The following is an 18767-nucleotide window of genomic DNA, read 5'->3' as shown; positions in this document are numbered from 1 at the left end:
GGGCGTGCAGGGCCGTCACGGCTGTCAGGGCGTGCAGACCTTGCCGATCTCCTGGGCGGCGTCGGTGACGGGGGTGATGTCGGGGGTGGCGTCGCCCTTGTCGATGGCGTCACGGACGTTGCCGACGCCGGACCGGAGGTCGTCGACGGCCTTGCCGAGGTCGGCGTTGTCGGTCTTGTCTCCGAGGTCGGCGAGTTCCTTCTCGATGGTGTCGAGGGCTTCGGATGCCTGGGTGGGGTCGTTCGAGGCGTTGGAGACGGCCTGTTGGAGGTTGTCGACGCCGGTGGCGATGGCGTCGGCGGTACGCACGCAGTCGAGTGCCTTGTCCATCGCGCCGCAACCGGCTGCCGCGGTGAGGGTGAGGGTGGTCAGGGTCAGCGCGAGGGTGATGCGGCGGTGGCGGGTGGCCTTGGCCATGGTGCGGTTTCCTCCCCGGGTGCGGATACGCGGACGGGCGCACGGTTCGACCCGTGCGCCCGTGTTCGTAACGACGCGTTGTGGTGCGTATGTGGTTGCTTCTTTACCTGCGTGCCCGAAGCCTGCCCGTGCTTCTCGTGGGCTCGCGGGGGTTACTCGCCGAGGGTGCGGGCGAGGGCTTCGTTCTGGAGGGCGGTGAGGTCCGCGCAGCCGGCGGTGGCGAGGTCGAGGAGGACGCCCAGTTCCTTGCGGTCGAAGGGGGTGGCCTCGGCGGTGCCCTGGACCTCGACGAAGCGGCCGTCGCCGGTGCAGACGACGTTCATGTCGGTGTCGGCGCGGACGTCTTCCTCGTAGCAGAGGTCGAGGAGGGGGGTGCCGTCGACGATGCCGACGCTGATCGCGGAGACGGTGTCGGTCAGCGGTTTGCGGCCGTGCTTGACGAGCTTCTTGCGCTGGGCCCAGGTGACGGCGTCGGCGAGGGCGACGTAGGCGCCGGTGATGGCGGCGGTGCGGGTGCCGCCGTCGGCCTGGAGGACGTCGCAGTCCAGGACGATGGTGTTCTCGCCGAGGGCCTTGTAGTCGACGACGGCGCGCAGGGAGCGGCCGATGAGCCGGCTGATCTCGTGGGTGCGGCCGCCGATCTTGCCACGTACGGATTCCCGGTCGCCGCGGGTGTTGGTGGAGCGGGGCAGCATGGAGTATTCGGCGGTGACCCAGCCTTCGCCGCTGCCCTTGCGCCAGCGGGGGACGCCCTCGGTGACGGAGGCGGTGCAGAAGACCTTGGTGTCGCCGAAGGAGATGAGTACGGAGCCTTCGGCGTGCTTGCTCCATCCGCGTTCGATGGTGACGGGGCGGAGCTGTTCGGGGGTGCGGCCGTCGATACGAGACATGGCGTCGACTGTATCCGGTGCGGGGAGGGGGCCCGTTCGGGTGTCGGGGGCGGCTGCCGGGGCGGTGCGGTGCGGGGTGCGGGGTGCGGGGTGGTTTCCGTTTCGGTGCGGGACAGGCCCCGTCCGGGTGGGCGGGGCCTGCGTGGCGCTGAGCGGTCGGGCTCAGCGGGGGGTTATGCGGAGGGTTCGACGGCCGGTCACATCATGTCTTCGATGTCGGCGGCGATGGGGTCGGCGTCGGTGCCGATGACGACCTGGATCGCGGTGCCCATCTTGACGACGCCGTGGGCTCCGGCGGCCTTGAGCGCGGCTTCGTCGACCTTGCTGGGGTCGTGGACCTCGGTGCGGAGGCGTGTGATGCAGCCTTCGATCTCGTCGATGTTCTCGATACCGCCGAGCCCGGCGACGATCTTCTCAGCCTTGCTGGCCATGGCCTTCTCCCTGGTTGTTCACATGCGTGCGACGGCCCACCCTGGGTCCGTTTCGTCACCGTAACGCACGTTTGGCCCAGCTTCGCGAGCGAGTGTCTGGACCGTCCCCAATGATGACGATCATCGGTGCCCTGTCTTCCAGGCGGGTTACGCACCGTACCTCAACTGGTCTACACCAGTGTGCAACGACCGCCGACCGCGCCGTGTTCCGGGAGGACGCCGATGAGCTCGACGAGCAGCGCCGCAGTACCGCGGAGGACATGGTGGAACGGCTTCTTCCAAGGCCTCCAGAAGATGGGCCGCAGCCTCCAGCTCCCGATCGCCGTCCTGCCCGCGGCGGGCATTCTCAACCGGCTCGGCCAGCCGGACGTATTCGGCGACGAGGGCCTGCGCTGGGGCAACGTGGCCAAGGTGTTCGCGGCCGCGGGCGGTGCGCTGCTCGACTCGGGGCTCGGCCTCCCGCTGCTGTTCTGCATCGGTGTGGCGATCGGCATGGCGAAGAAGTCGGACGGTTCGACCGCGCTCGCCGCGGTGGCCGGCTTCCTCGTCTACTACGCGGTGCTGCACGCCTTCCCGGTGGACTGCGCGCCCGGCTCGACGTTCACCTCGGGCGGCACCTGGTTCGGCACCTGTGTCACCGGCAACGCCACGGTGACGGCCGCGCAGTACCAGAACCCCGGGGTGTTCGGCGGCATCGTGATGGGTCTGCTGTCCGCCTGGTTCTGGCAGCGGTACCACCGGGTCAAGCTGGTGGACTGGCTGGGCTTCTTCAACGGCCGTCGGCTCGTCCCGATCATCATGGCGTTCGTCGGCCTGCTCTTCGCCGCGTTGTGCGCCTGGCTCTGGCAGCCGATCGGCGACGGTCTGACCAGCTTCTCCAAGTGGCTGGTGGACCTGGACTGGGCCGGCTCCGGCATCTTCGGTGTCGCCAACCGCGCGCTGCTGGTCATCGGTCTCCACCAGTTCCTGAACACGTTCGTCTGGTTCCAGTTCGGCGACTTCACCAAGCCGGACGGCACGGTCGTGCACGGTGACATCAATCGCTTCCTGGCGGGCGACCCGACGGCCGGTCAGTTCACCTCGGGCTTCTTCCCGATCATGATGTTCGCCCTGCCCGCGGCAGCGCTGGCGATCTACCACTGCGCCAAGCCGCATCGCCGCAAGGCGGTCGGCGGCATGATGCTCTCGGTCGGCCTGACGTCGTTCGTGACGGGCATCACCGAGCCGATCGAGTACTCGTTCCTCTTCGTCGCGCCGCTGCTGTACGCGATCCACGCGGTGCTCACCGGCGTCTCGATGGCGGTGACCTGGGCGATCGGGGTCAAGGACGGCTTCAGCTTCTCCGCGGGTCTGATCGACTACGTCATCAACTGGAGCCTGGCGACCAAACCGTGGCTGATCATCCCGATCGGCCTGGTCTTCGCCGCCGCGTACTATGCGATCTTCCGGTTCGCGATCACCGGATTCAATCTGCAGACGCCGGGCCGGGAGCCCGACGAGCTGGAGGCGGAGATCGAGAGGGATCTCACGAAATAGCAGATCAGGCGGGTCTTTCGACCCCATCGACAGAGGCCCTCGGACCCTTGAGTCCGGGGGTCTTCGCCATGTCACCGAACGTGGGCGATAGCTCATGCGAAGTAGTCGGATCGTGAAGGTTCCTTATCCCGCCCACACCGTGCTACAACTGGTCTACACCACTGAGTGGTTCAGACCACGTGGCGATCTGCCGCGTTCTTCGAGTCGCCGCCTCCCCCCTCATCGACCTGGGCGGCGCCTTGTCCAATGGAGGAAGTTGATGTCCACGGCAGACACCGCGCCCGCGGTCACCAAGAAGAAGGGCGCCGGCGCGATGGCGGTCATGCAGCGCATCGGCCGCAGCCTCATGCTGCCGGTCGCGGTGCTGCCCGCGGCCGCGCTCCTGGTCCGCCTCGGCAACGACGACATGCTCGGCAGGGACTCGTTCCCGGGCTTCATCACCAAGATCGCGAGCTTCATGGCCGCGGGTGGCAACGCGATCCTCGACAACATGGCGCTGCTGTTCGCCGTCGGCATCGCGATCGGCTTCGCCAAGAAGTCGGACGGCTCGACCGCCCTCGCCGCCGTCACCGGTTACCTGGTCTTCCAGAAGGTGCTCGCCACCTTCACCGACAGCAACCTGCCGCAGGTCGCGACGGTCGTCGACGGCAAGGTGGTCATGACGGACGCCCCCGTGGACGCCAAGGTCCTCGGCGGTGTGGTGATGGGCATCATCGTCGCGCTGCTCTACCAGCGGTTCCACCGGACGAAGCTGCCGGCCTGGGCGGGCTTCTTCGGCGGCCGCCGGCTGGTCCCGATCCTCTCCGCGTTCGCGGGCCTGGTCATCGGCATCGCCTTCGGTTACATCTGGCCGGTGCTCGGCACCGGACTGCACAACTTCGGTGAGTGGCTGGTCGGTTCGGGCGCGGTCGGCGCGGGCATCTTCGGTGTCGCCAACCGTGCGCTGATCCCGGTCGGCATGCACCACCTGCTGAACTCGTTCCCGTGGTTCCAGGCCGGTGAGTACCACGGCAAGAGCGGCGACATCAACCGCTTCCTGGCCGGTGACCCGACGGCCGGACAGTTCATGACCGGCTTCTTCCCGATCATGATGTTCGCCCTCCCGGCGGCCTGCCTCGCGATCGTCCACTGCGCCCGCCCCGAGCGCCGCAAGGTCGTCGGCGGCATGATGTTCTCCCTCGCGCTCACCGCGTTCGTCACCGGTGTGACCGAGCCGATCGAGTTCACCTTCATGTTCATCGCCCCGGCGCTGTACGCGGTCCACGCGGTGCTCACCGGTGTCTCCATGGCCCTCACCTGGGGCCTCGGCATGAAGGACGGCTTCGGCTTCTCCGCCGGTGCGGTCGACTTCTTCCTGAACCTCGGCATCGCGAGCAAGCCATGGCTGCTGGTGCTGGTCGGTCTCTGCTTCGCGGTGGTCTACTACGTGGTCTTCCGCTTCGCGATCACCAAGTTCAACCTGCCGACCCCGGGCCGCGAGTCCGACGAGGAGCTGGCCGAGCTCCTCAAGGCCGAGGCGAAGTAGTCCTCGGCGCGGGCCCGGCCCGTACGCCGCGACGGCTCGAAGCCCTCACCTCCCCGGCGGGAGGTGAGGGCTTCGTCGTGCCCCGGCTGCGGTCGGGCCTCAGATCTCGTAGACCGCGCCCGGCGCCGCCACCTCGACCGGTCCGTCGAAGAACATGCGGGCATCGGCCAGGTTGCGGTCGGCGTCGGTCCATGGCGGGATGTGGGTGAGGACGAGACGTCCCACTCCGGCGCGGGCGGCGATCTCGCCCGCCTCGCGGCCGTTGAGGTGGAGGTCCGGGATGTCCTCCTTGCCATGGATGAACGATGCTTCGCAGAGGAACAGATCGACGCCCTCGGCGAGCTCGTCCAGGGCCTCGCAGGCGCCCGTGTCGCCGGAGTACGTGAGCGAGCGGCCGCCGTGCTCGATCCGGATGGCGAAGGAGTCGACGGGGTGGCAGACCTTCTCTGTGCGGACCGAGAAGGGGCCGATCTCGAACGAGCCCGGCTTCAGCGTGTGGAAGTCGAAGACCTCGCTCATCGCCCGCTCGGACGGGGTGTCGCCGTGCGCGGTGGTCAGCCGCTGTTCGGTGCCGTCGGGACCGTAGACCGGGAGGGGCCCGGCAGGGCCACCGTCGTGCCGGTAGTAACGGACGACGAAGTAGGCGCACATGTCGATGCAGTGATCGACATGGAGGTGGCTGAGAAAGACGGCGTCGAGGTCGTAGAGACCGACATGGCGCTGCAGCTCGCCGAGGGCGCCGTTGCCCATGTCGAGGAGCAGCCTGAAGCCGTCGGCCTCTACGAGGTAGCTCGAACACGCCGATCCCGGGGACGGGAACGAGCCGGAGCAGCCGACGACGGTGAGCTTCATGGAGCGTGAACCTCCGAGACGTGGGAACGGGGAGGGTTCGTGCGGTCTGTTGAGCGGTTTGTCGAGCGTAAAGCGCGAAACAGCTGGTCGCTCCTCCACGGCCGTCCGTTGTGGGGGAACTCACCTGCTCTGTCACCGGTTCGATGGAAGAGGTGGGAACGCCGGTACGGTCGGGGCATGGACATGTCCTGGTGGTGGATCGCGTTCGCCGTTGTCGTGCTGCTCGCGCTCGTGGCGGCGCTCGCCGATGGGCGGGGGCGGGGAGGGCGGCGGCCGGGCGGGCGTTCCGGCAGGTCGGCGGGGACGCGCTCGGGCGGGCGTCCGGGCGGGCGGATGCGCCCGCCGGCGGGGCCGGGGCGTGGGACGGGGCCGGAGCGCGGACCGCGGCCGGGTGAGATCTGGTGGGCCGAGGTGCCCTACGAGGACGGGCCCGGGGCGAAGGACCGGCCCTGTCTGGTGCTGTCGGTACGGGGTGGCTCGGCGCGCGTCGCGAAGATCACCAGCAAGTATCACGAGGAGCGGCCCGGGGTGATCGCGCTGCCCGCGGGGACGGTGGGGGATGCGCGGGAGCGGGCGAGTTTCCTGGAGACGGACGAGTTGCGGGAGGTTGCCGTGCGGGGGTTCCGACGGCGGGTGGGGGTGGTGGACCCGGGGGTGTGGGAGCGGGTGCGCGGGCTCGGCTGAGGTCGGGGCGCGGGGCGCCTCGGGCGCGGCCCGGAGGCGGGCCCGGTCGCCGGACGGGCCGGTGGTCGGGTCTGTTCGGCTCGCCCGGCGATCGAGTACGGCGGGCAGTCGAGGGCTGTCCCGTGATCCGTGGTGGATCAGTGCGCGGCGTCGGATGCGGTGCATCGCAAGGCGAAGGAACATCCGCATACTGGATGTATGCGGATGTTCCGGCAATGCGGCGAGGTGCCGTAGCTGTCGTCGTGCGCCCGCCGGGGATCACGGGGCAGCCCTTACGCCCAGAGCTGGCCGTGCAGTGTTTCGATGGCCGCTTCCGTGGTCGGGGCGGTGTAGACGCCCGTCGACAGATACTTCCAGCCGCCGTCCGCCACGACGAAGACGATGTCGGCCTGCTCCCCGGCCTTGACGGCCTTGTTTCCCACTCCGATCGCGGCGTGGAGCGCGGCGCCGGTGGAGACGCCCGCGAAGATGCCCTCCTGCTGGAGGAGTTCGCGGGTACGGGTGACGGCGTCCGCGGAGCCGACCGAGAAGCGGGTGGTGAGGACCGAGGCGTCGTACAGCTCGGGCACGAAGCCCTCGTCGAGGTTGCGGAGCCCGTAGACCAGGTCGTCGTAGCGCGGCTCGGCGGCGACGATCTTGACGTCGGGCTTGTGTTCGCGCAGGTAGCGGCCGACGCCCATGAGCGTGCCGGTGGTGCCGAGGCCTGCCACGAAGTGGGTGACGGACGGGAGGTCGGTGAGGATCTCCGGGCCGGTGGTGGCGTAGTGGGCGCCTGCGTTGTCGGGGTTGCCGTACTGGTAGAGCATGACCCAGTCGGGGTGCTCGGCGGCCAGTTCCTTGGCCACGCGTACGGCCGTGTTGGAGCCGCCGGCCGCCGGGGAGGAGATGATCTCGGCGCCCCACATGGCGAGCAGGTCGCGCCGTTCCTGGGAGGTGTTCTCCGGCATGACGCACACGATGCGGTAGCCCTTGAGCTTGGCCGCCATGGCGAGCGAGATGCCGGTGTTGCCGCTGGTGGGCTCCAGGATGGTGCAGCCGGGGGTCAACCGGCCGTCCTTCTCGGCCTGTTCGACCATGTGGAGCGCGGGGCGGTCCTTGATCGAGCCGGTGGGATTGCGGTCCTCCAGCTTGGCCCAGATCCGGACGTCGGCCGAGGGCGACAGCCGCGGCAGGCGGACGAGCGGTGTGTTGCCCACCGCGGCGAGCGGGCTGTCGTACCGCATCAGTTCATGCCCGCCCGTCGCCCGACCGCCGCCCCGGCCGGACGGGGCTTCGCCCCGGCGGCTCCACCGGCGACGGCCGGGAGGATGGTGACGTTGTCGCCGTCGCTGAGCTCGGTGGAAATGCCGTCCAGGAAGCGGACGTCCTCGTCGTTGAGGTAGACGTTCACGAAGCGGCGGATCTCGTCGCCGTCGACGATGCGCTCGCGGATCCCCTTGTGGCGGCTGTCCAGATCCGTGAAGAGGTCGGCGAGGGTCTCTCCGTCGCCCTCGACGGCCTTGGCGCCGTCGGTGTAGGTGCGGAGGATGGTCGGGATGCGGACCTCGATGGCCATGGCGTGGGCTCCTGTCGGATGCGGAGAGGTGGCGTGGGGCGCGCGGCTCTGCCCCCGCGCGGGGGTTGGTGCGTTTCGGACGGGTGCTCGGGCCGCGGGCCCGGCTCAGGCCTGGCGGCCGGCGGGCAGGCCGCTCGTACAGATCGCGCTGGAGAGCCTGCACAGGTCGACGTGCAGCCGCGCAACGAGCAGCATGCCCGGCGTCTTCTCGCTCACGTCATGGGGAACCATGCGGTCATCGTATCGATTCCCGGTCCGTGATCCGGAGTGTGATCTCACCTGATGGATGATTGACGTTCGCCAGGCGGACAGAGTCGCGAAGGGCCCGGCCCCGCCCGTCCGACGGGGCGCCGGGGCACCGGGCTCGGGCGGCGGGGTCGGGCGGTGCGAGGAGGTCAGGCGGGCTCGTACGCCTCGACGATCTCGACGGGCTCCTCGGTGATCTCGCCGTCCACGATGCGGTAGGAGCGGAACTGGAAGGGGCCCGCGTCGTCGGTGTCCGCGGTGGAGACGAGGACGTAGTGCGCGCCGGGTTCGTTGGCGTACGTGACGTCGGTGCGGGAGGGGTAGGCCTCGGTCGCGGTGTGGGAGTGGTAGATGATCACCGGCTCCTCGTCGCGGTCGTCCATCTCGCGGTAGAGCTTGAGGAGGTCGCCCGAGTCGAACTCGTAGAAGGTGGGCGAGCGGGCGGCGTTGAGCATGGGGATGAACCGTTCGGCCCGGCCGGTTCCGGCCGGACCCGCGACCACGCCGCACGCCTCGTCGGGGTGGTCGGCGCGGGAGTGCGCGACGATCTGGTCGTGGAGCACCTGGGTGATGGTCAGCATGGCGCCCAGGATAGGCGGGCGGGCCCCCGCGTACCGAGGAGTGGTACGCGGGGGCCCGCATGGTGGACGCGGCCGTTGGGACGGCGGTCGTCCGGGGATGGTCCGGGGTTCGTACGAGGTGGCCTCAGCTCTTCGCGAAGGCCTTGTTCTCGGGGTTGCGGGCCCTGAGCACCAGGTACGAGACGCCGAGGGCGGCCGCCCAGAACGGGGCGCAGTACAGCGAGACCCTGGTGTCCTTGTCGATGCCCATCATCACGACGACCAGGCCGATGAAGGCCAGTGCGAAGAAGCTGGTGTACGGGGCACCGGGGGCCCGGAAGCCGGATCGCGGGAGTACGCCGAGGTCGGCGAGGCGGCGGTAGCGGATCTGGCAGACGAGGATCATGATCCAGGCCCACATGCCGGAGATGGTGGCGAAGGAGACGACGTAGGTGAAGGCGTCACCGGGCCACTGGTAGTTGATCCAGACGCCGACGAGCATCAGGGCGGCGGAGAAGGTGGTGCCGACCAGCGGGGTGCCGCTCCTGGTGAGCCGGGTGAAGAACTTCGGGCCCTGCCCGTTGAGCGCGAGGTCGCGGAGCATGCGGCCGGTGGAGTACATGCCGGAGTTGCAGGAGGAGAGGGCCGCGGTCAGTACGACGAAGTTGACGATGCCGGCGCCGATTCCGAGGCCCATTTTCCGGAACGCGGCGACGAACGGGGAGACGCCGGGCTGGAACTCGGTCCACGGAACCACGGAGAGGATCATGACGAGGGCCCCGATGTAGAAGACCGCGATGCGCCACGGCACGGTGTTGATGGCCCTGGGCAGGACGGTCTTCGGGTCCTTGGACTCGCCCGCGGTGACGCCGACGAGTTCCACGGCGAGGAACGCGAACATCACGATCTGCAGGGTCATCAGGGTGCCCTTGATGCCGTGCGGGAAGAAGCCGCCGTCGTCCCAGAGGTGGGCGACGGACGCGGTGTCCCCGGCGTCGGAGAAGCCGAGGGTGAGAATTCCGGCGCAGATGAGGATCATGCCGACGATGGCCGTCACCTTGACCATCGAGAACCAGAATTCGAGTTCCCCGAAGAGCTTTACGGAGATCAGGTTCACGCCGTACAGGATGATCGTGAAGACCAGTGCCGACACCCATTGCGGAATGTCGAACCAGAATGTCATGTACTGGGCGGCGGCGGTGACTTCGGTGATTCCGGTGACAACCCAGAACAGCCAGTAGGTCCAGCCGGTGACAAAGCCTGCGAAGGGCCCGATGAATTCGCGGGCGTACTCCGAGAAGGATCCCGACACCGGGCGGTACATGAGGAGTTCGCCCAGGGCGCGCATGATGAAGAAGATCACCAGGCCCGCGACGGCATAAGCCAGGACGAGACTGGGGCCGGCCTTGGAGATCGCCTTTCCCGCACCGAGGAAGAGGCCGGTGCCTATGGCCCCGCCGATGGCGATCATCTGGATCTGGCGGGCGCCGAGGGCCCGCTGGTACCCCTCGCCCGTCGCTCCGGCATTCGTGGCCGGTGCGGCCTGTCGGCCGCTCTGTCCCTTGTCGACCTGCGCCGATGTCATGTGCTGCGCCTTTCTCCACGCCGGTCCGCGCCGTCGAAACCGCGGACCGGGTCCTGATCCCCCCGGATATGGATGGAGTGCCGCCGGCGGTCGCCGGTTTGTAGCGCCCTCGGGAACAAGGGTGGCGTCCCCGAGTGGTCGTGAAGATTTATCACGGGCACACGGGTGAATCATCGGAGCCGATGTGGTACACAGCACAGGAAAAAGCGGACAAGGGTTTTCAGTCGCCGCATAAGCGACTGTTCAGGTGACGGGATCGTTATTCGGATTTGAGCATCCGTTGAGCGAACGCGCCTCGTCGGGAGTCGGGGAAGCGGGACGCGGGAAGCCCGGAAACCCGGATCGGGGCCGGGAAACGCGAATGCCGCGACTGATTCGGGGCCCGGGGGCACGAAAACCGGGGCCGGGAGCGCGGAAACCGGGTCCGCCCGCCAGGCCCGCGAAACGGCGGCCGGGAGCCGGGAGCCGGGGGACCGGGAAGCCGGGAACTACGGCATCAGGGTTTCCACGAGGGTTTCCTGGAGCGCGCCGAGCCAGAGATAGGCCATGACCATCGGCTTGCGCGGATCACTGTCGGGAAGCCGGTACAGCGATCCGGCCTCGCCCTCGTCGTCGTCGGACACCTCCAGACGGGTGCCGATGGTGAGCCGGAGATCATTGAGGGCACCGAGCCAGTGACGGCATTCGTCACCGGAGAGCTTGAGTACGGCGCCGCCGTCCTCGGCGACGGACAGGGCGTCCAGGGTGCGTACGACGGTGAGGGCGTCATCGCGCTTGCGGGCGCGCAGGTCGTTCTCGGTGAAGCGGCGGAACTCCGCGGAGGCGGCTCGCAGTTCGCTGTCCTCGTCGCCGTACGCCTCGGGGAAGAGGCGGGCCAGCGCGGAGTCGGTGGGCGGTTCACTGGGCCCTTCCGCGAAGAGGGCGGCCAGCGGGTCCTCGCCGTCGGCGGGTTCGTCGCCGGGTCCGATCAGTTCCAGCAGCTGGACGGCGAGGGAGCGCAGGATCGCGATCTCCACGTCGTCGAGCGCGACGGCCGCGCCGCCGCCGGGGGTGGCCTCGAAGTGGCCGGCCATGGGTTTTCTCCGATGGTGGGTCGGGCGGGGCAGAGGGGAACTGATCGGTCTAGTTGCGGTCCTGCGTGAGCGTGGCCCACAGCCCGTAGCCGTGCATGGCCTGGACGTCACGCTCCATCTCCTCGCGGCTGCCGCTGGAGACGACGGCCCGGCCCTTGTGGTGGACGTCCAGCATCAGCTTGTGGGCCTTGTCCTTGGAGTAGCCGAAGTACGCCTGGAAGACATAGGTCACATAGCTCATGAGATTGACCGGGTCGTTGTGGACCAGCGTCACCCAGGGGACGTCGGGCTCGGGGACGACGAGACTCTCCTCGGCCGATTCGGGACGCTCGATCTCTGTGGGGGCGACGCTCACCCACCCCATGCTGCCACTCGGGAGGGGTCATCGCACAAACGACCCGAGATCTCGTCACTCTGACGACATAGGGGTAGCATCCCGAACATGAACTCTGCGGACCTTGGGCGACGGGTCGGTGTGCCGTCGACGGCACTCTTCACCGACCAGTACGAGCTCACGATGGTGCAGGCCGCGCTGAAGGCCGGCACGGCCGACCGGCGCTCGGTCTTCGAGGCATTCACCCGCCGGCTGCCGGAGGGCCGGCGCTACGGCGTCGTCGCGGGCATCGGACGGGTGCTCGACGCGGTGGAGAACTTCCACTTCGACGACGAGATGCTCACCTTCCTGCGCGAACAGAACGTCGTCGACGGACCCACGCTCGCCTGGCTGGCCGACTACCGCTTCAACGGCGACATCTGGGGCTACCCGGAGGGCGAGGTGTACTTCCCCGGCTCGCCGATCCTGCGGGTCGAGGGCTCCTTCGCCGAGTGCGTGCTGCTGGAGACGGTGATCCTCTCGATCCTCAACCACGACTCGGCGATCGCCGCGGCGGCGTCGCGGATGTCCGCCGCGGCGGGCGGACGCGGCCTGATCGAGATGGGTGCACGCCGCACCCATGAACTGTCGGCGGTGGCGTCGGCGCGTGCCGCGTACATCGGCGGCTTCGACACCACCTCCGACCTGGCCGCGGGCTTCCGCTACAACATCCCCACCGTCGGGACGAGCGCCCACGCCTTCATCCTGCTCCACGACACCGAGCGCGACGCGTTCCGGGCCCAGGTCGACTCGCTGGGCCGGGGGACGACGCTGCTGGTCGACACGTACGACGTCGCCGAGGCGGTCCGTACGGCGGTCGAGGTCGCCGGGACCGACCTCGGTGCCGTACGCATCGACTCCGGGGACCTGCTGCTGGTCGCGCACCGGGTGCGGCAGCAGCTGGACGAGCTGGGCGCCACTGGGACGAAGATCGTGGTGACGTCGGATCTGGACGAGTACGCGATCGCCTCGCTGGCCGCGGCGCCCGTCGACGCGTACGGGGTGGGCACGCAGCTGGTGACCGGCAGCGGGCAGCCCACCTGCTCGATGGTCTACAAGCTGGTCGCCCGCGCCGGATCCGCCGACCCCGCGGAGCCACTGCGCCCGGTCGCGAAGAAGTCGCTCGGCTCGAAGGCATCGGTGGGCGGTCGCAAGTGGGCCGCGCGCAGGCTGGACGAGAACGGGGTGGCCGAGGCGGAGGTGATCGGCACCGGTCCCGTACCCCCGGAGCTGGCCGACCGGCAACTGCTGGTCGAGCTGGTCAGGGGCGGCGAGGCGATCGCCCGGGAGCCGCTGGACGCGGCACGCGAGCGGCACGTCGCGGCGCGGGCGGGGCTGCCGATGTCGGCGATGCAGTTGTCCCGCGGGGAGCCCGTGATCCCCACGGAGTTCGTGTGACGGGGCGGGCGCGGGGAAGGTGACCGGCCCGAGGGGCGGCCGTGTCGTCCCTCCGTCGCCCAAGGGGCCCGACGGTGCCGGCGGGAGCGCTTGAACCCGGCGCCAATGCACCGCCCCCTCCCCGAACCGCTCCCGAGTCCCCAAGGGCTGACCCGTAATCCCTGGTGGAGCAGCGCGCGGCGTCGGATGCGGTGCATCGCACGGCGGAGGGACGTCCGCATACCGGATGTATGCGGACGTCCCGACAACGCAGCGAGGTGCCGCAGCTGACGTCGCGCGCCTACCAGGGGTTGCGGGTCAGCCCTTAGGCTCGAACACGTCCCTCATGACCGCCGACCCGTCCCCCACCGAAGGACACCCGTCATGCACCGCGCCTTGATCGTCGTGGACGTCCAGAACGACTTCTGCGAGGGCGGCAGCCTCGCCGTGGCGGGCGGCGCCGATGTCGCCGCCGCCATCACCGACCTGATCGGCGAGGCCCAGCCCGGATACCGCCATGTGGTGGCCACCCGTGACCATCACGTCGACCCCGGCAGTCACTTCTCCGCACAGCCGGACTTCGAGCACTCCTGGCCCGCGCACTGTGTCGCCGGTACGGAAGGGGTTGGCTTCCATCCGAATTTCGCCCCCGCGGTCGCCTCGGGAGCGATCGACGCGGTGTTCGACAAGGGTGCCTACGCCGCGGCGTACAGCGGCTTCGAGGGCCTCGACGAGAACGGTGTGGGACTGGCCGACTGGCTGCGGGACCGCCACGTCACCGAGGTCGACGTGGTCGGCATCGCGACCGACCACTGCGTACGGGCGACGGCGCTGGACGCGGTCCGGGCCGGCCTCACGGCGCATGTCCTGCTCGACCTGACCGCGGGGGTCGCCGAGGAGACCACGGAACGGGCGCTGGAGGAGCTCCGCAGGGCGGGTGTGAAGCTCTCCGGCAAGCCCGTGGTGTAGCCGGGCGGATCAGCCACGGGCCGGTACGGACGGGCGCAGCAGCGCCCGGATGGGATGCCAGAGCTCCTGCGCCCGCTGGGGCCGGGCCCGCCAGAGCATCCCGTCGGGGTGGTGGAGCACGGCGGTGATCTCGTCGGGGGTGGGCGGCTCGGCATTGCCGCGGAGATAGACGGCGCGCAGGCCCAGATTGCGCAGCCGGGTCAGCGCGCGGGCCCGGTTGGCCGCGTGCACCAGGACCCGGACCGGGGTGCCCGGACCCGTTCCGTCCGTCGGGCCGGTCAGGGTGATCGCCACCACCACCGTGCCGTTCGGCAACTTGCTGAACCCTCCGCCTGCCATGCTCCGCGCTCCCCCGTGAGACGTCGTGTCAATAAGGATCTGAACAAGAGGCACCTAAACACGATCGGCCGCCGCCCGCTAGAGGGCGACGGCCGATCAAGCTCTGACCTGCGGTGATGCGGAACTACTTGTGCGAGGATCCCACCTTGACGATCATCGTCGAGCCGTCGCGCGGCTCGCTGACGACCGTGATCCGGGTGTTCGTGTCAGTGACCTGAACGCTTCCGGTCTTGTTCTCCTTGTACCAGTAGGTTCCCTTGTGGTCGTCGAAGACCGGGATGCCGAGCTGCGGCTTGATCTGCACCGGCACATCGGCCTTGTGCAGGGTGAAGCCGTCGGTCGCGTACCGGCTGAAGGGTGCGTCGAAGGGCTGGATCTTGTTGCGGATGATCGTGCCGTCCGCCCACTTCAGCGGCTTGGCGTGCGCGTCGATCGGCAGGATCAGGCCCTTGCCCGGGTGGGTGGAGACGTTGTTGTCCTTCTGGGAGGTGTCCCACTGCCAGATGAGCAGACCGGTCTGGTACGGGTAGTGCTCGACCCAGTCCGGACGGGTGCTGGAGAAGCCGAAGTTGTACGGGCCGACCTCGAGGGTCTTGTCGTAGCTGACGTACTGGCGGTTCTCCGCGATGTAGTACTGCGGGTAGTCCTTGGTGAACGACTCGCCGACGCGGGAGAAGCCCTTGGCGGTCCAGCCGTTGTCGTCGCCCTCGGCGTTGTCCGAGAAGATCACGGCGCCGTCGGCGTTGACCGCGATGGTGTCGGCGGCGAAGCCGACGCCGCCCGCACCGCCGTCGGTGGTGTAGCGGAAGCGGATGTCGATCTTCTTGCCCGCGTAGGCGTCCAGCGGGTAGGAGAGCTTCCGGTAGGCGCCGGAGACGTCGGTCAGGGCCGGCTTGTCACTGGCGTCGCGCGGAATCGCCTTGCCGTCGGCCGTGCCGTCGATCGCGGTCCAGCTGGCGCCGCCGTTGTCCGACACCTCGGTGTAGAGGAAGTCGTAGTCCTTCTCGATGTCCCACCAGCCCGCGAGGTCCAGGGAGGCCTTGGACTTGCCGGTCAGGTCGACCGAGCGGGTCAGGGTGTTGTTCAGGTTGTCGCCCATGTCGCTCCACCACTGCTTGGAGCCCTCCGCGGGCTTCGTGACAGCGGTGGTGACGGGCTTGTCGGGCAGCGTGACGAGGAGCGCCTGCTTGTCCTTGGTGTTGTACTCGGACACGCCCAGCTTGTGGGTGGAGTTCGTCGCGGCCTTGGCCTCGCCGTAGTTGAGCCAGCCCAGCTGGAGCTTGTCCCAGGCGGTCATGTCGCCGGGCAGGTCACCGATCTGGTTCTTGCCGGTGCCGAGCCAGGAGCCCGCCGACATCAGGGACCAGAAACCGACCGAGTTCTCGGCGGTGTTGGTGGTGTCGTACAGGTCGGGCAGACCCAGGTCGTGGCCGTACTCGTGGGCGAAGACGCCCAGGCCGCCGTTCTCGGGCTGCGCGGTGTAGTCGCCGACCCAGAAGCCGGTGTCGCCGATCTCGGTGCCGCCGGCCTTGTTCTCGGCCGGGCCGGTCGCACCGGCGTTGGTGCCGTAGGCGTACCAGCGGTGCGCCCAGATGGCGTCGGTGCCCTGCGCGCCGCCACCCGCGGACTCGTCCTCACCTGCGTGGACGATCTGGAAGTGGTCGATGTAGCCGTCGGGCTCGTTGAAGTCGCCGTCGTTGTCGTAGTCGTAACGGTCCCACTGGTCGTACTGCGCGAGATCCGCCTTGATCTGCTCCTGGGTACGGCCCTTGGCCTTCTGGTCGGCGACCCAGGCGTTCACGCCGTCGCGGATCATGTCCCAGGCGTTGGCGCAGTTGGTCGCGCCGCAGTAGTTGGAACCGTAACGCGCCTCGTTGTACGGCACCTTGACCCAGTCGGAGACCTCGCCGTCGACCGAGTAGCGCCCGGAGGACGTCTTCTCGTAGTAGGTCTTCAGCGAGTCCTTGCCGGCGCCCTCACCGAAGTAGAGGTCCTGGAAGTGCGCCTGGTTGTAGTCGGCCTGCCAGGCGGTGCTGTTGTCCTTCTTGGGGTCCGGCTTGGCGATCGTGTTGTGCGCCGGGCCGGGCGTGCCGCCGTACTTCTTGACAGGAGGCTTCGGGCCGTCTCCGTCCGGGTCGAACATGGTCGTGTCGTCGACCTTGTCGCCGAACTCGACCAGGATCGTGAAGATCTTGTCGGTCTTCTCGCGGCCGAGCTCGACGTACTTCTTGTCGTCGAGCTTCACGACCTGGGAGCCGTTCCGCTTCGATATCTTCTTGTCGCCCGATATGACCTTTTCCAGGGCGGCCTGACGCTGCGCGTCCTGCCGCTCGCTGAAGGGGCCCTTCAGATCGTGCTCGTTGCCCTTGGCCGAGCCCGGGTCGCGGCGCTCGACCGCGGAGGCCTTGGCCCCTGATGCGTGGTCATCCGCCTGAGCGGTGGCGAAAGCTGACGCCGTGGCGGCAGTGGCGGCCATGGCCACGACAACCGCTGCGGCGCGAAGCGCCCGTCTGTGAGTGCTCACTTGATGCAGTCCTCCCCGGCGCCCGCGGCTGCGGCCTGGGGTGGTGTGGTGGGGCCGCGCGCGGATACGCGTCACAAGTGACGACATTCGACCGGAGTTACGAGAGAAAAGACAGATCTTGACTTGAACAGGCCAAGTGCACTATGCAGGAGAACATTTCCGTTATCCGGACGTTCATCGGGCAGGCAACCGGCGCGTCACAGCCCAGGCCTGGAGCGCCGAATGACTCCGTGCGCCCCCCATGCACCGGCACCGTGGGTTAGGTCACGCTTACTACCGGCCCCACTCGGGCATCCACCGTCGTAGAGTCGCTCGACAGTGCGACCGTGTCGAGAGACTGCCCATCCGATGCCCCGAGGACGGATACCGCCATGCCGCGTATCACTGCCGCACAGTTCTCCTACGGTTCGGTCACCGTCGTCTTCTCGACCCTCGCCATGCTGCTGCTCTCCCGTACGGGTTCGGGCCTCGGCATCGCCGTCATCGGGACCGCGGCGCTCGCGCTCGGCCTGCTGGTGGCCGTGACCGTACCCCTCCCGTCCCGGGCGGAAACAGCGAAGTCGTCGAGGGCCGGGGCCGCGGCCCGTACGAACCAGGACGTGGTTTCCGCCGCCGTCGAGGCCGAGGGCCTCGCCCGCGACGGGGTCCCTGCCCCGATCGCGGCGGCCCGTGCGGCCGAGCAGCGCGTGACGGCGCGTGCGGACCGGCGCCGCAACGAGCACTCCCTGAGGCGCTGACGCTCAAAGGCCTCGGTCTCCGTACGGGTTCGGCGAACGAGCCCGTACGGAGACCGAGGCCTTTGTGGCGCGAGGTGAGGGCCTGCCTCAGTCGGTCTGGACGACCACCGTCTTCGCCGCCTTGTCCTGCAGGCCCTGACGGTAGGGCTTGTCCGTGAACATGAGCACGATGTTGATCAGCCACCACAGGCAGGGGCAGCACAGCAGCGCCGGCAGCCACAGCACCACGGCCCGCAGGAACGCCGCCCCGGTGTCCGGCACCCGGCCGTCGTTGAGCATCGCGACCCGCAGTTTCAGCAGCCGTTTGCCGATGGTCCGGCCGTCCTTGTGCGTGAAGTACGTGTCGTACGCGACGTAGACCACCAGCCCGATCAGCGACCAGATCAATTGGTGACTGCTGTACGTCTGGCTGAAGACGTTGCCGACACCGTTGTTGCTGGTGTTGTCGTTCGTCACCTCGACCGCGCCGCCCCAGGGCAACGAGATCAGATACAGCGGGATCGAGATGATCAGGAAGTCGATCAGCCGGGCCAGGATTCGCTTTCCCGGTTCGCCGAGCGGCGGCATACCGGCCAGCGGATCGACGCCCCCGTACGGGCCACCGCCGCCATGGGGACCGGGTTCGTACGGCGGCGGAGGGGGAGCGCCGTAGGGCGAACCCGATGGCGGTCCCTGAGGCCCCTCGGGTCCCTGAGGCCCGTGAGGTCCCTGAGGCCCCTGGGGTCCCTGAGGCTCCTGCGGCCCTTGTGACCCCTGCGGCTTCTTGAGGAACGGGTCGTCCTCGGGCGGCTCGCCGGACGTCGGCTGATCGTTGCTCATGGGGGCAGTGCATCCCGGCCCACCGGCGCCCGCAACGGCTCAGAGCCTGTCGGGTGACCTTCGATCGGAGAGCGGACGCGGCGTGGCGGGTGCGATTCCAAGACGCCGCGATGGCCTCGGACGGGGTCTCCCCCGCTCCTTGAGAACTCGGGGAAGGAGCCACCGAGGCATTTCGGCAACACCGGAGGGGGTCCCCCTGGCCCTCAAGGCCTTGGGGGAGTGCGTACCACGCCGTGGCCGCCCGATCAGAGGTCACCCGGCAGGCTCTCAGGCGC

General features: G+C 68.8%; 20 protein-coding genes. 6 read left to right on the top strand and 14 right to left on the bottom strand.

Annotation, left to right across the window (positions count from 1 at the left end; all coding sequences use genetic code 11):
* Positions 1 to 24: 24 nt before the first annotated feature.
* The 3 genes from ACIQCZ_RS07275 to ACIQCZ_RS07265 all read right to left on the bottom strand — a co-directional run bounded on the left by ACIQCZ_RS07275 (position 25) and on the right by ACIQCZ_RS07265 (position 1738).
* Positions 25 to 417, bottom strand: coding sequence for a hypothetical protein (locus tag ACIQCZ_RS07275; RefSeq protein WP_402280434.1), 393 nt, complete (start codon positions 415 to 417; stop codon positions 25 to 27).
* Between the two features lie 152 nt (positions 418 to 569).
* Positions 570 to 1307, bottom strand: a complete 738-nt coding sequence (gene rph, locus ACIQCZ_RS07270; RefSeq protein WP_402280432.1) for a ribonuclease PH — start codon at positions 1305 to 1307, stop codon at positions 570 to 572.
* A 197-nt stretch (positions 1308 to 1504) separates the two neighbouring features.
* A complete protein-coding gene (locus ACIQCZ_RS07265; protein ID WP_014156020.1) occupies positions 1505 to 1738 on the bottom strand; it encodes a glucose PTS transporter subunit EIIB in 234 nt (77 codons plus the stop codon).
* Between the two features lie 222 nt (positions 1739 to 1960).
* On the opposite strand from ACIQCZ_RS07265, the gene ACIQCZ_RS07260 reads away from it, so the two are divergent.
* Both ACIQCZ_RS07260 and ACIQCZ_RS07255 read left to right on the top strand, forming a co-directional pair.
* Positions 1961 to 3274: a PTS transporter subunit EIIC gene (locus ACIQCZ_RS07260; RefSeq protein ID WP_402280430.1), complete on the top strand. Its 1314-nt coding sequence runs from the start codon at positions 1961 to 1963 to the stop codon at positions 3272 to 3274.
* A gap of 259 nt (positions 3275 to 3533) precedes the next feature.
* Positions 3534 to 4799, top strand: coding sequence for a PTS transporter subunit EIIC (locus ACIQCZ_RS07255; protein WP_402280428.1), 1266 nt, complete (start codon positions 3534 to 3536; stop codon positions 4797 to 4799).
* Positions 4800 to 4898: 99 nt separating this feature from the next.
* Here ACIQCZ_RS07255 and ACIQCZ_RS07250 read toward each other — a convergent pair whose 3' ends face one another.
* Positions 4899 to 5651 carry an MBL fold metallo-hydrolase gene (locus ACIQCZ_RS07250; RefSeq protein ID WP_402280426.1) on the bottom strand — a complete coding sequence of 251 codons (753 nt, stop codon included), beginning with the start codon at positions 5649 to 5651 and terminating at the stop codon, positions 4899 to 4901.
* 177 nt (positions 5652 to 5828) lie between these two features.
* Between ACIQCZ_RS07250 and ACIQCZ_RS07245 the strand changes: the two genes are divergently transcribed.
* A complete protein-coding gene (locus tag ACIQCZ_RS07245) occupies positions 5829 to 6335 on the top strand; it encodes a type II toxin-antitoxin system PemK/MazF family toxin (RefSeq protein ID WP_402280424.1) in 507 nt (168 codons plus the stop codon).
* 272 nt (positions 6336 to 6607) lie between these two features.
* On the opposite strand, the gene ACIQCZ_RS07240 is transcribed toward ACIQCZ_RS07245, so the two are convergent.
* The 7 genes from ACIQCZ_RS07240 to clpS form a co-directional block, all read right to left on the bottom strand.
* Complete coding sequence (locus ACIQCZ_RS07240) at positions 6608 to 7558, bottom strand: cysteine synthase (protein WP_361451058.1); 951 nt, start codon at positions 7556 to 7558, stop codon at positions 6608 to 6610.
* Complete coding sequence (locus ACIQCZ_RS07235) at positions 7558 to 7890, bottom strand: MoaD/ThiS family protein (RefSeq protein WP_402280422.1); 333 nt, start codon at positions 7888 to 7890, stop codon at positions 7558 to 7560. The genes ACIQCZ_RS07240 and ACIQCZ_RS07235 overlap by 1 nt, the downstream gene beginning before the upstream one ends.
* A 105-nt stretch (positions 7891 to 7995) precedes the next feature.
* Positions 7996 to 8121: a putative leader peptide gene (locus tag ACIQCZ_RS07230; protein ID WP_402280420.1), complete on the bottom strand. Its 126-nt coding sequence runs from the start codon at positions 8119 to 8121 to the stop codon at positions 7996 to 7998.
* 164 nt (positions 8122 to 8285) lie between these two features.
* On the bottom strand, positions 8286 to 8717 hold the full coding sequence (locus tag ACIQCZ_RS07225; protein WP_402280418.1) for a Mov34/MPN/PAD-1 family protein: 432 nt from the start codon (positions 8715 to 8717) through the stop codon (positions 8286 to 8288).
* A gap of 124 nt (positions 8718 to 8841) precedes the next feature.
* Positions 8842 to 10281: an amino acid permease gene (locus tag ACIQCZ_RS07220; RefSeq protein ID WP_402280416.1), complete on the bottom strand. Its 1440-nt coding sequence runs from the start codon at positions 10279 to 10281 to the stop codon at positions 8842 to 8844.
* Positions 10282 to 10769: 488 nt separating this feature from the next.
* Positions 10770 to 11354 carry a DUF2017 domain-containing protein gene (locus ACIQCZ_RS07215; RefSeq protein ID WP_402280414.1) on the bottom strand — a complete coding sequence of 195 codons (585 nt, stop codon included), beginning with the start codon at positions 11352 to 11354 and terminating at the stop codon, positions 10770 to 10772.
* A gap of 49 nt (positions 11355 to 11403) precedes the next feature.
* Entirely contained in the window at positions 11404 to 11718 is a 315-nt protein-coding gene (gene clpS, locus ACIQCZ_RS07210; RefSeq protein ID WP_093900291.1) for an ATP-dependent Clp protease adapter ClpS, read from the bottom strand.
* A 78-nt stretch (positions 11719 to 11796) separates the two neighbouring features.
* On the opposite strand from clpS, the gene ACIQCZ_RS07205 reads away from it, so the two are divergent.
* Together ACIQCZ_RS07205 and ACIQCZ_RS07200 are read left to right on the top strand one after the other, a co-directional pair.
* On the top strand, positions 11797 to 13125 hold the full coding sequence (locus tag ACIQCZ_RS07205; RefSeq protein WP_376289139.1) for a nicotinate phosphoribosyltransferase: 1329 nt from the start codon (positions 11797 to 11799) through the stop codon (positions 13123 to 13125).
* A gap of 363 nt (positions 13126 to 13488) precedes the next feature.
* Positions 13489 to 14073, top strand: coding sequence for an isochorismatase family protein (locus ACIQCZ_RS07200; RefSeq protein ID WP_402280413.1), 585 nt, complete (start codon positions 13489 to 13491; stop codon positions 14071 to 14073).
* 9 nt (positions 14074 to 14082) lie between these two features.
* Here ACIQCZ_RS07200 and ACIQCZ_RS07195 read toward each other — a convergent pair whose 3' ends face one another.
* The gene (locus tag ACIQCZ_RS07195; RefSeq protein ID WP_402280411.1) at positions 14083 to 14412 is read right to left on the bottom strand and encodes a hypothetical protein; all 330 of its coding nucleotides are present in this window, start codon (positions 14410 to 14412) and stop codon (positions 14083 to 14085) included.
* Between the two features lie 124 nt (positions 14413 to 14536).
* Positions 14537 to 16936: an immune inhibitor A domain-containing protein gene (locus tag ACIQCZ_RS07190; protein WP_402280410.1), complete on the bottom strand. Its 2400-nt coding sequence runs from the start codon at positions 16934 to 16936 to the stop codon at positions 14537 to 14539.
* 371 nt (positions 16937 to 17307) lie between these two features.
* Between ACIQCZ_RS07190 and ACIQCZ_RS07185 the strand changes: the two genes are divergently transcribed.
* A complete protein-coding gene (locus ACIQCZ_RS07185) occupies positions 17308 to 17673 on the top strand; it encodes a hypothetical protein (RefSeq protein ID WP_402280408.1) in 366 nt (121 codons plus the stop codon).
* A gap of 87 nt (positions 17674 to 17760) precedes the next feature.
* Here ACIQCZ_RS07185 and ACIQCZ_RS07180 read toward each other — a convergent pair whose 3' ends face one another.
* A complete protein-coding gene (locus ACIQCZ_RS07180; RefSeq protein WP_402280407.1) occupies positions 17761 to 18492 on the bottom strand; it encodes an RDD family protein in 732 nt (243 codons plus the stop codon).
* Between the last annotated feature and the right edge of the window lie 275 nt (positions 18493 to 18767).

Source organism: Streptomyces sp. NPDC093149 (genome assembly GCF_044754145.1).
Taxonomy (GTDB): domain Bacteria; phylum Actinomycetota; class Actinomycetes; order Streptomycetales; family Streptomycetaceae; genus Streptomyces.
This window is presented reverse-complemented; position numbering and strand designations above follow the sequence as displayed.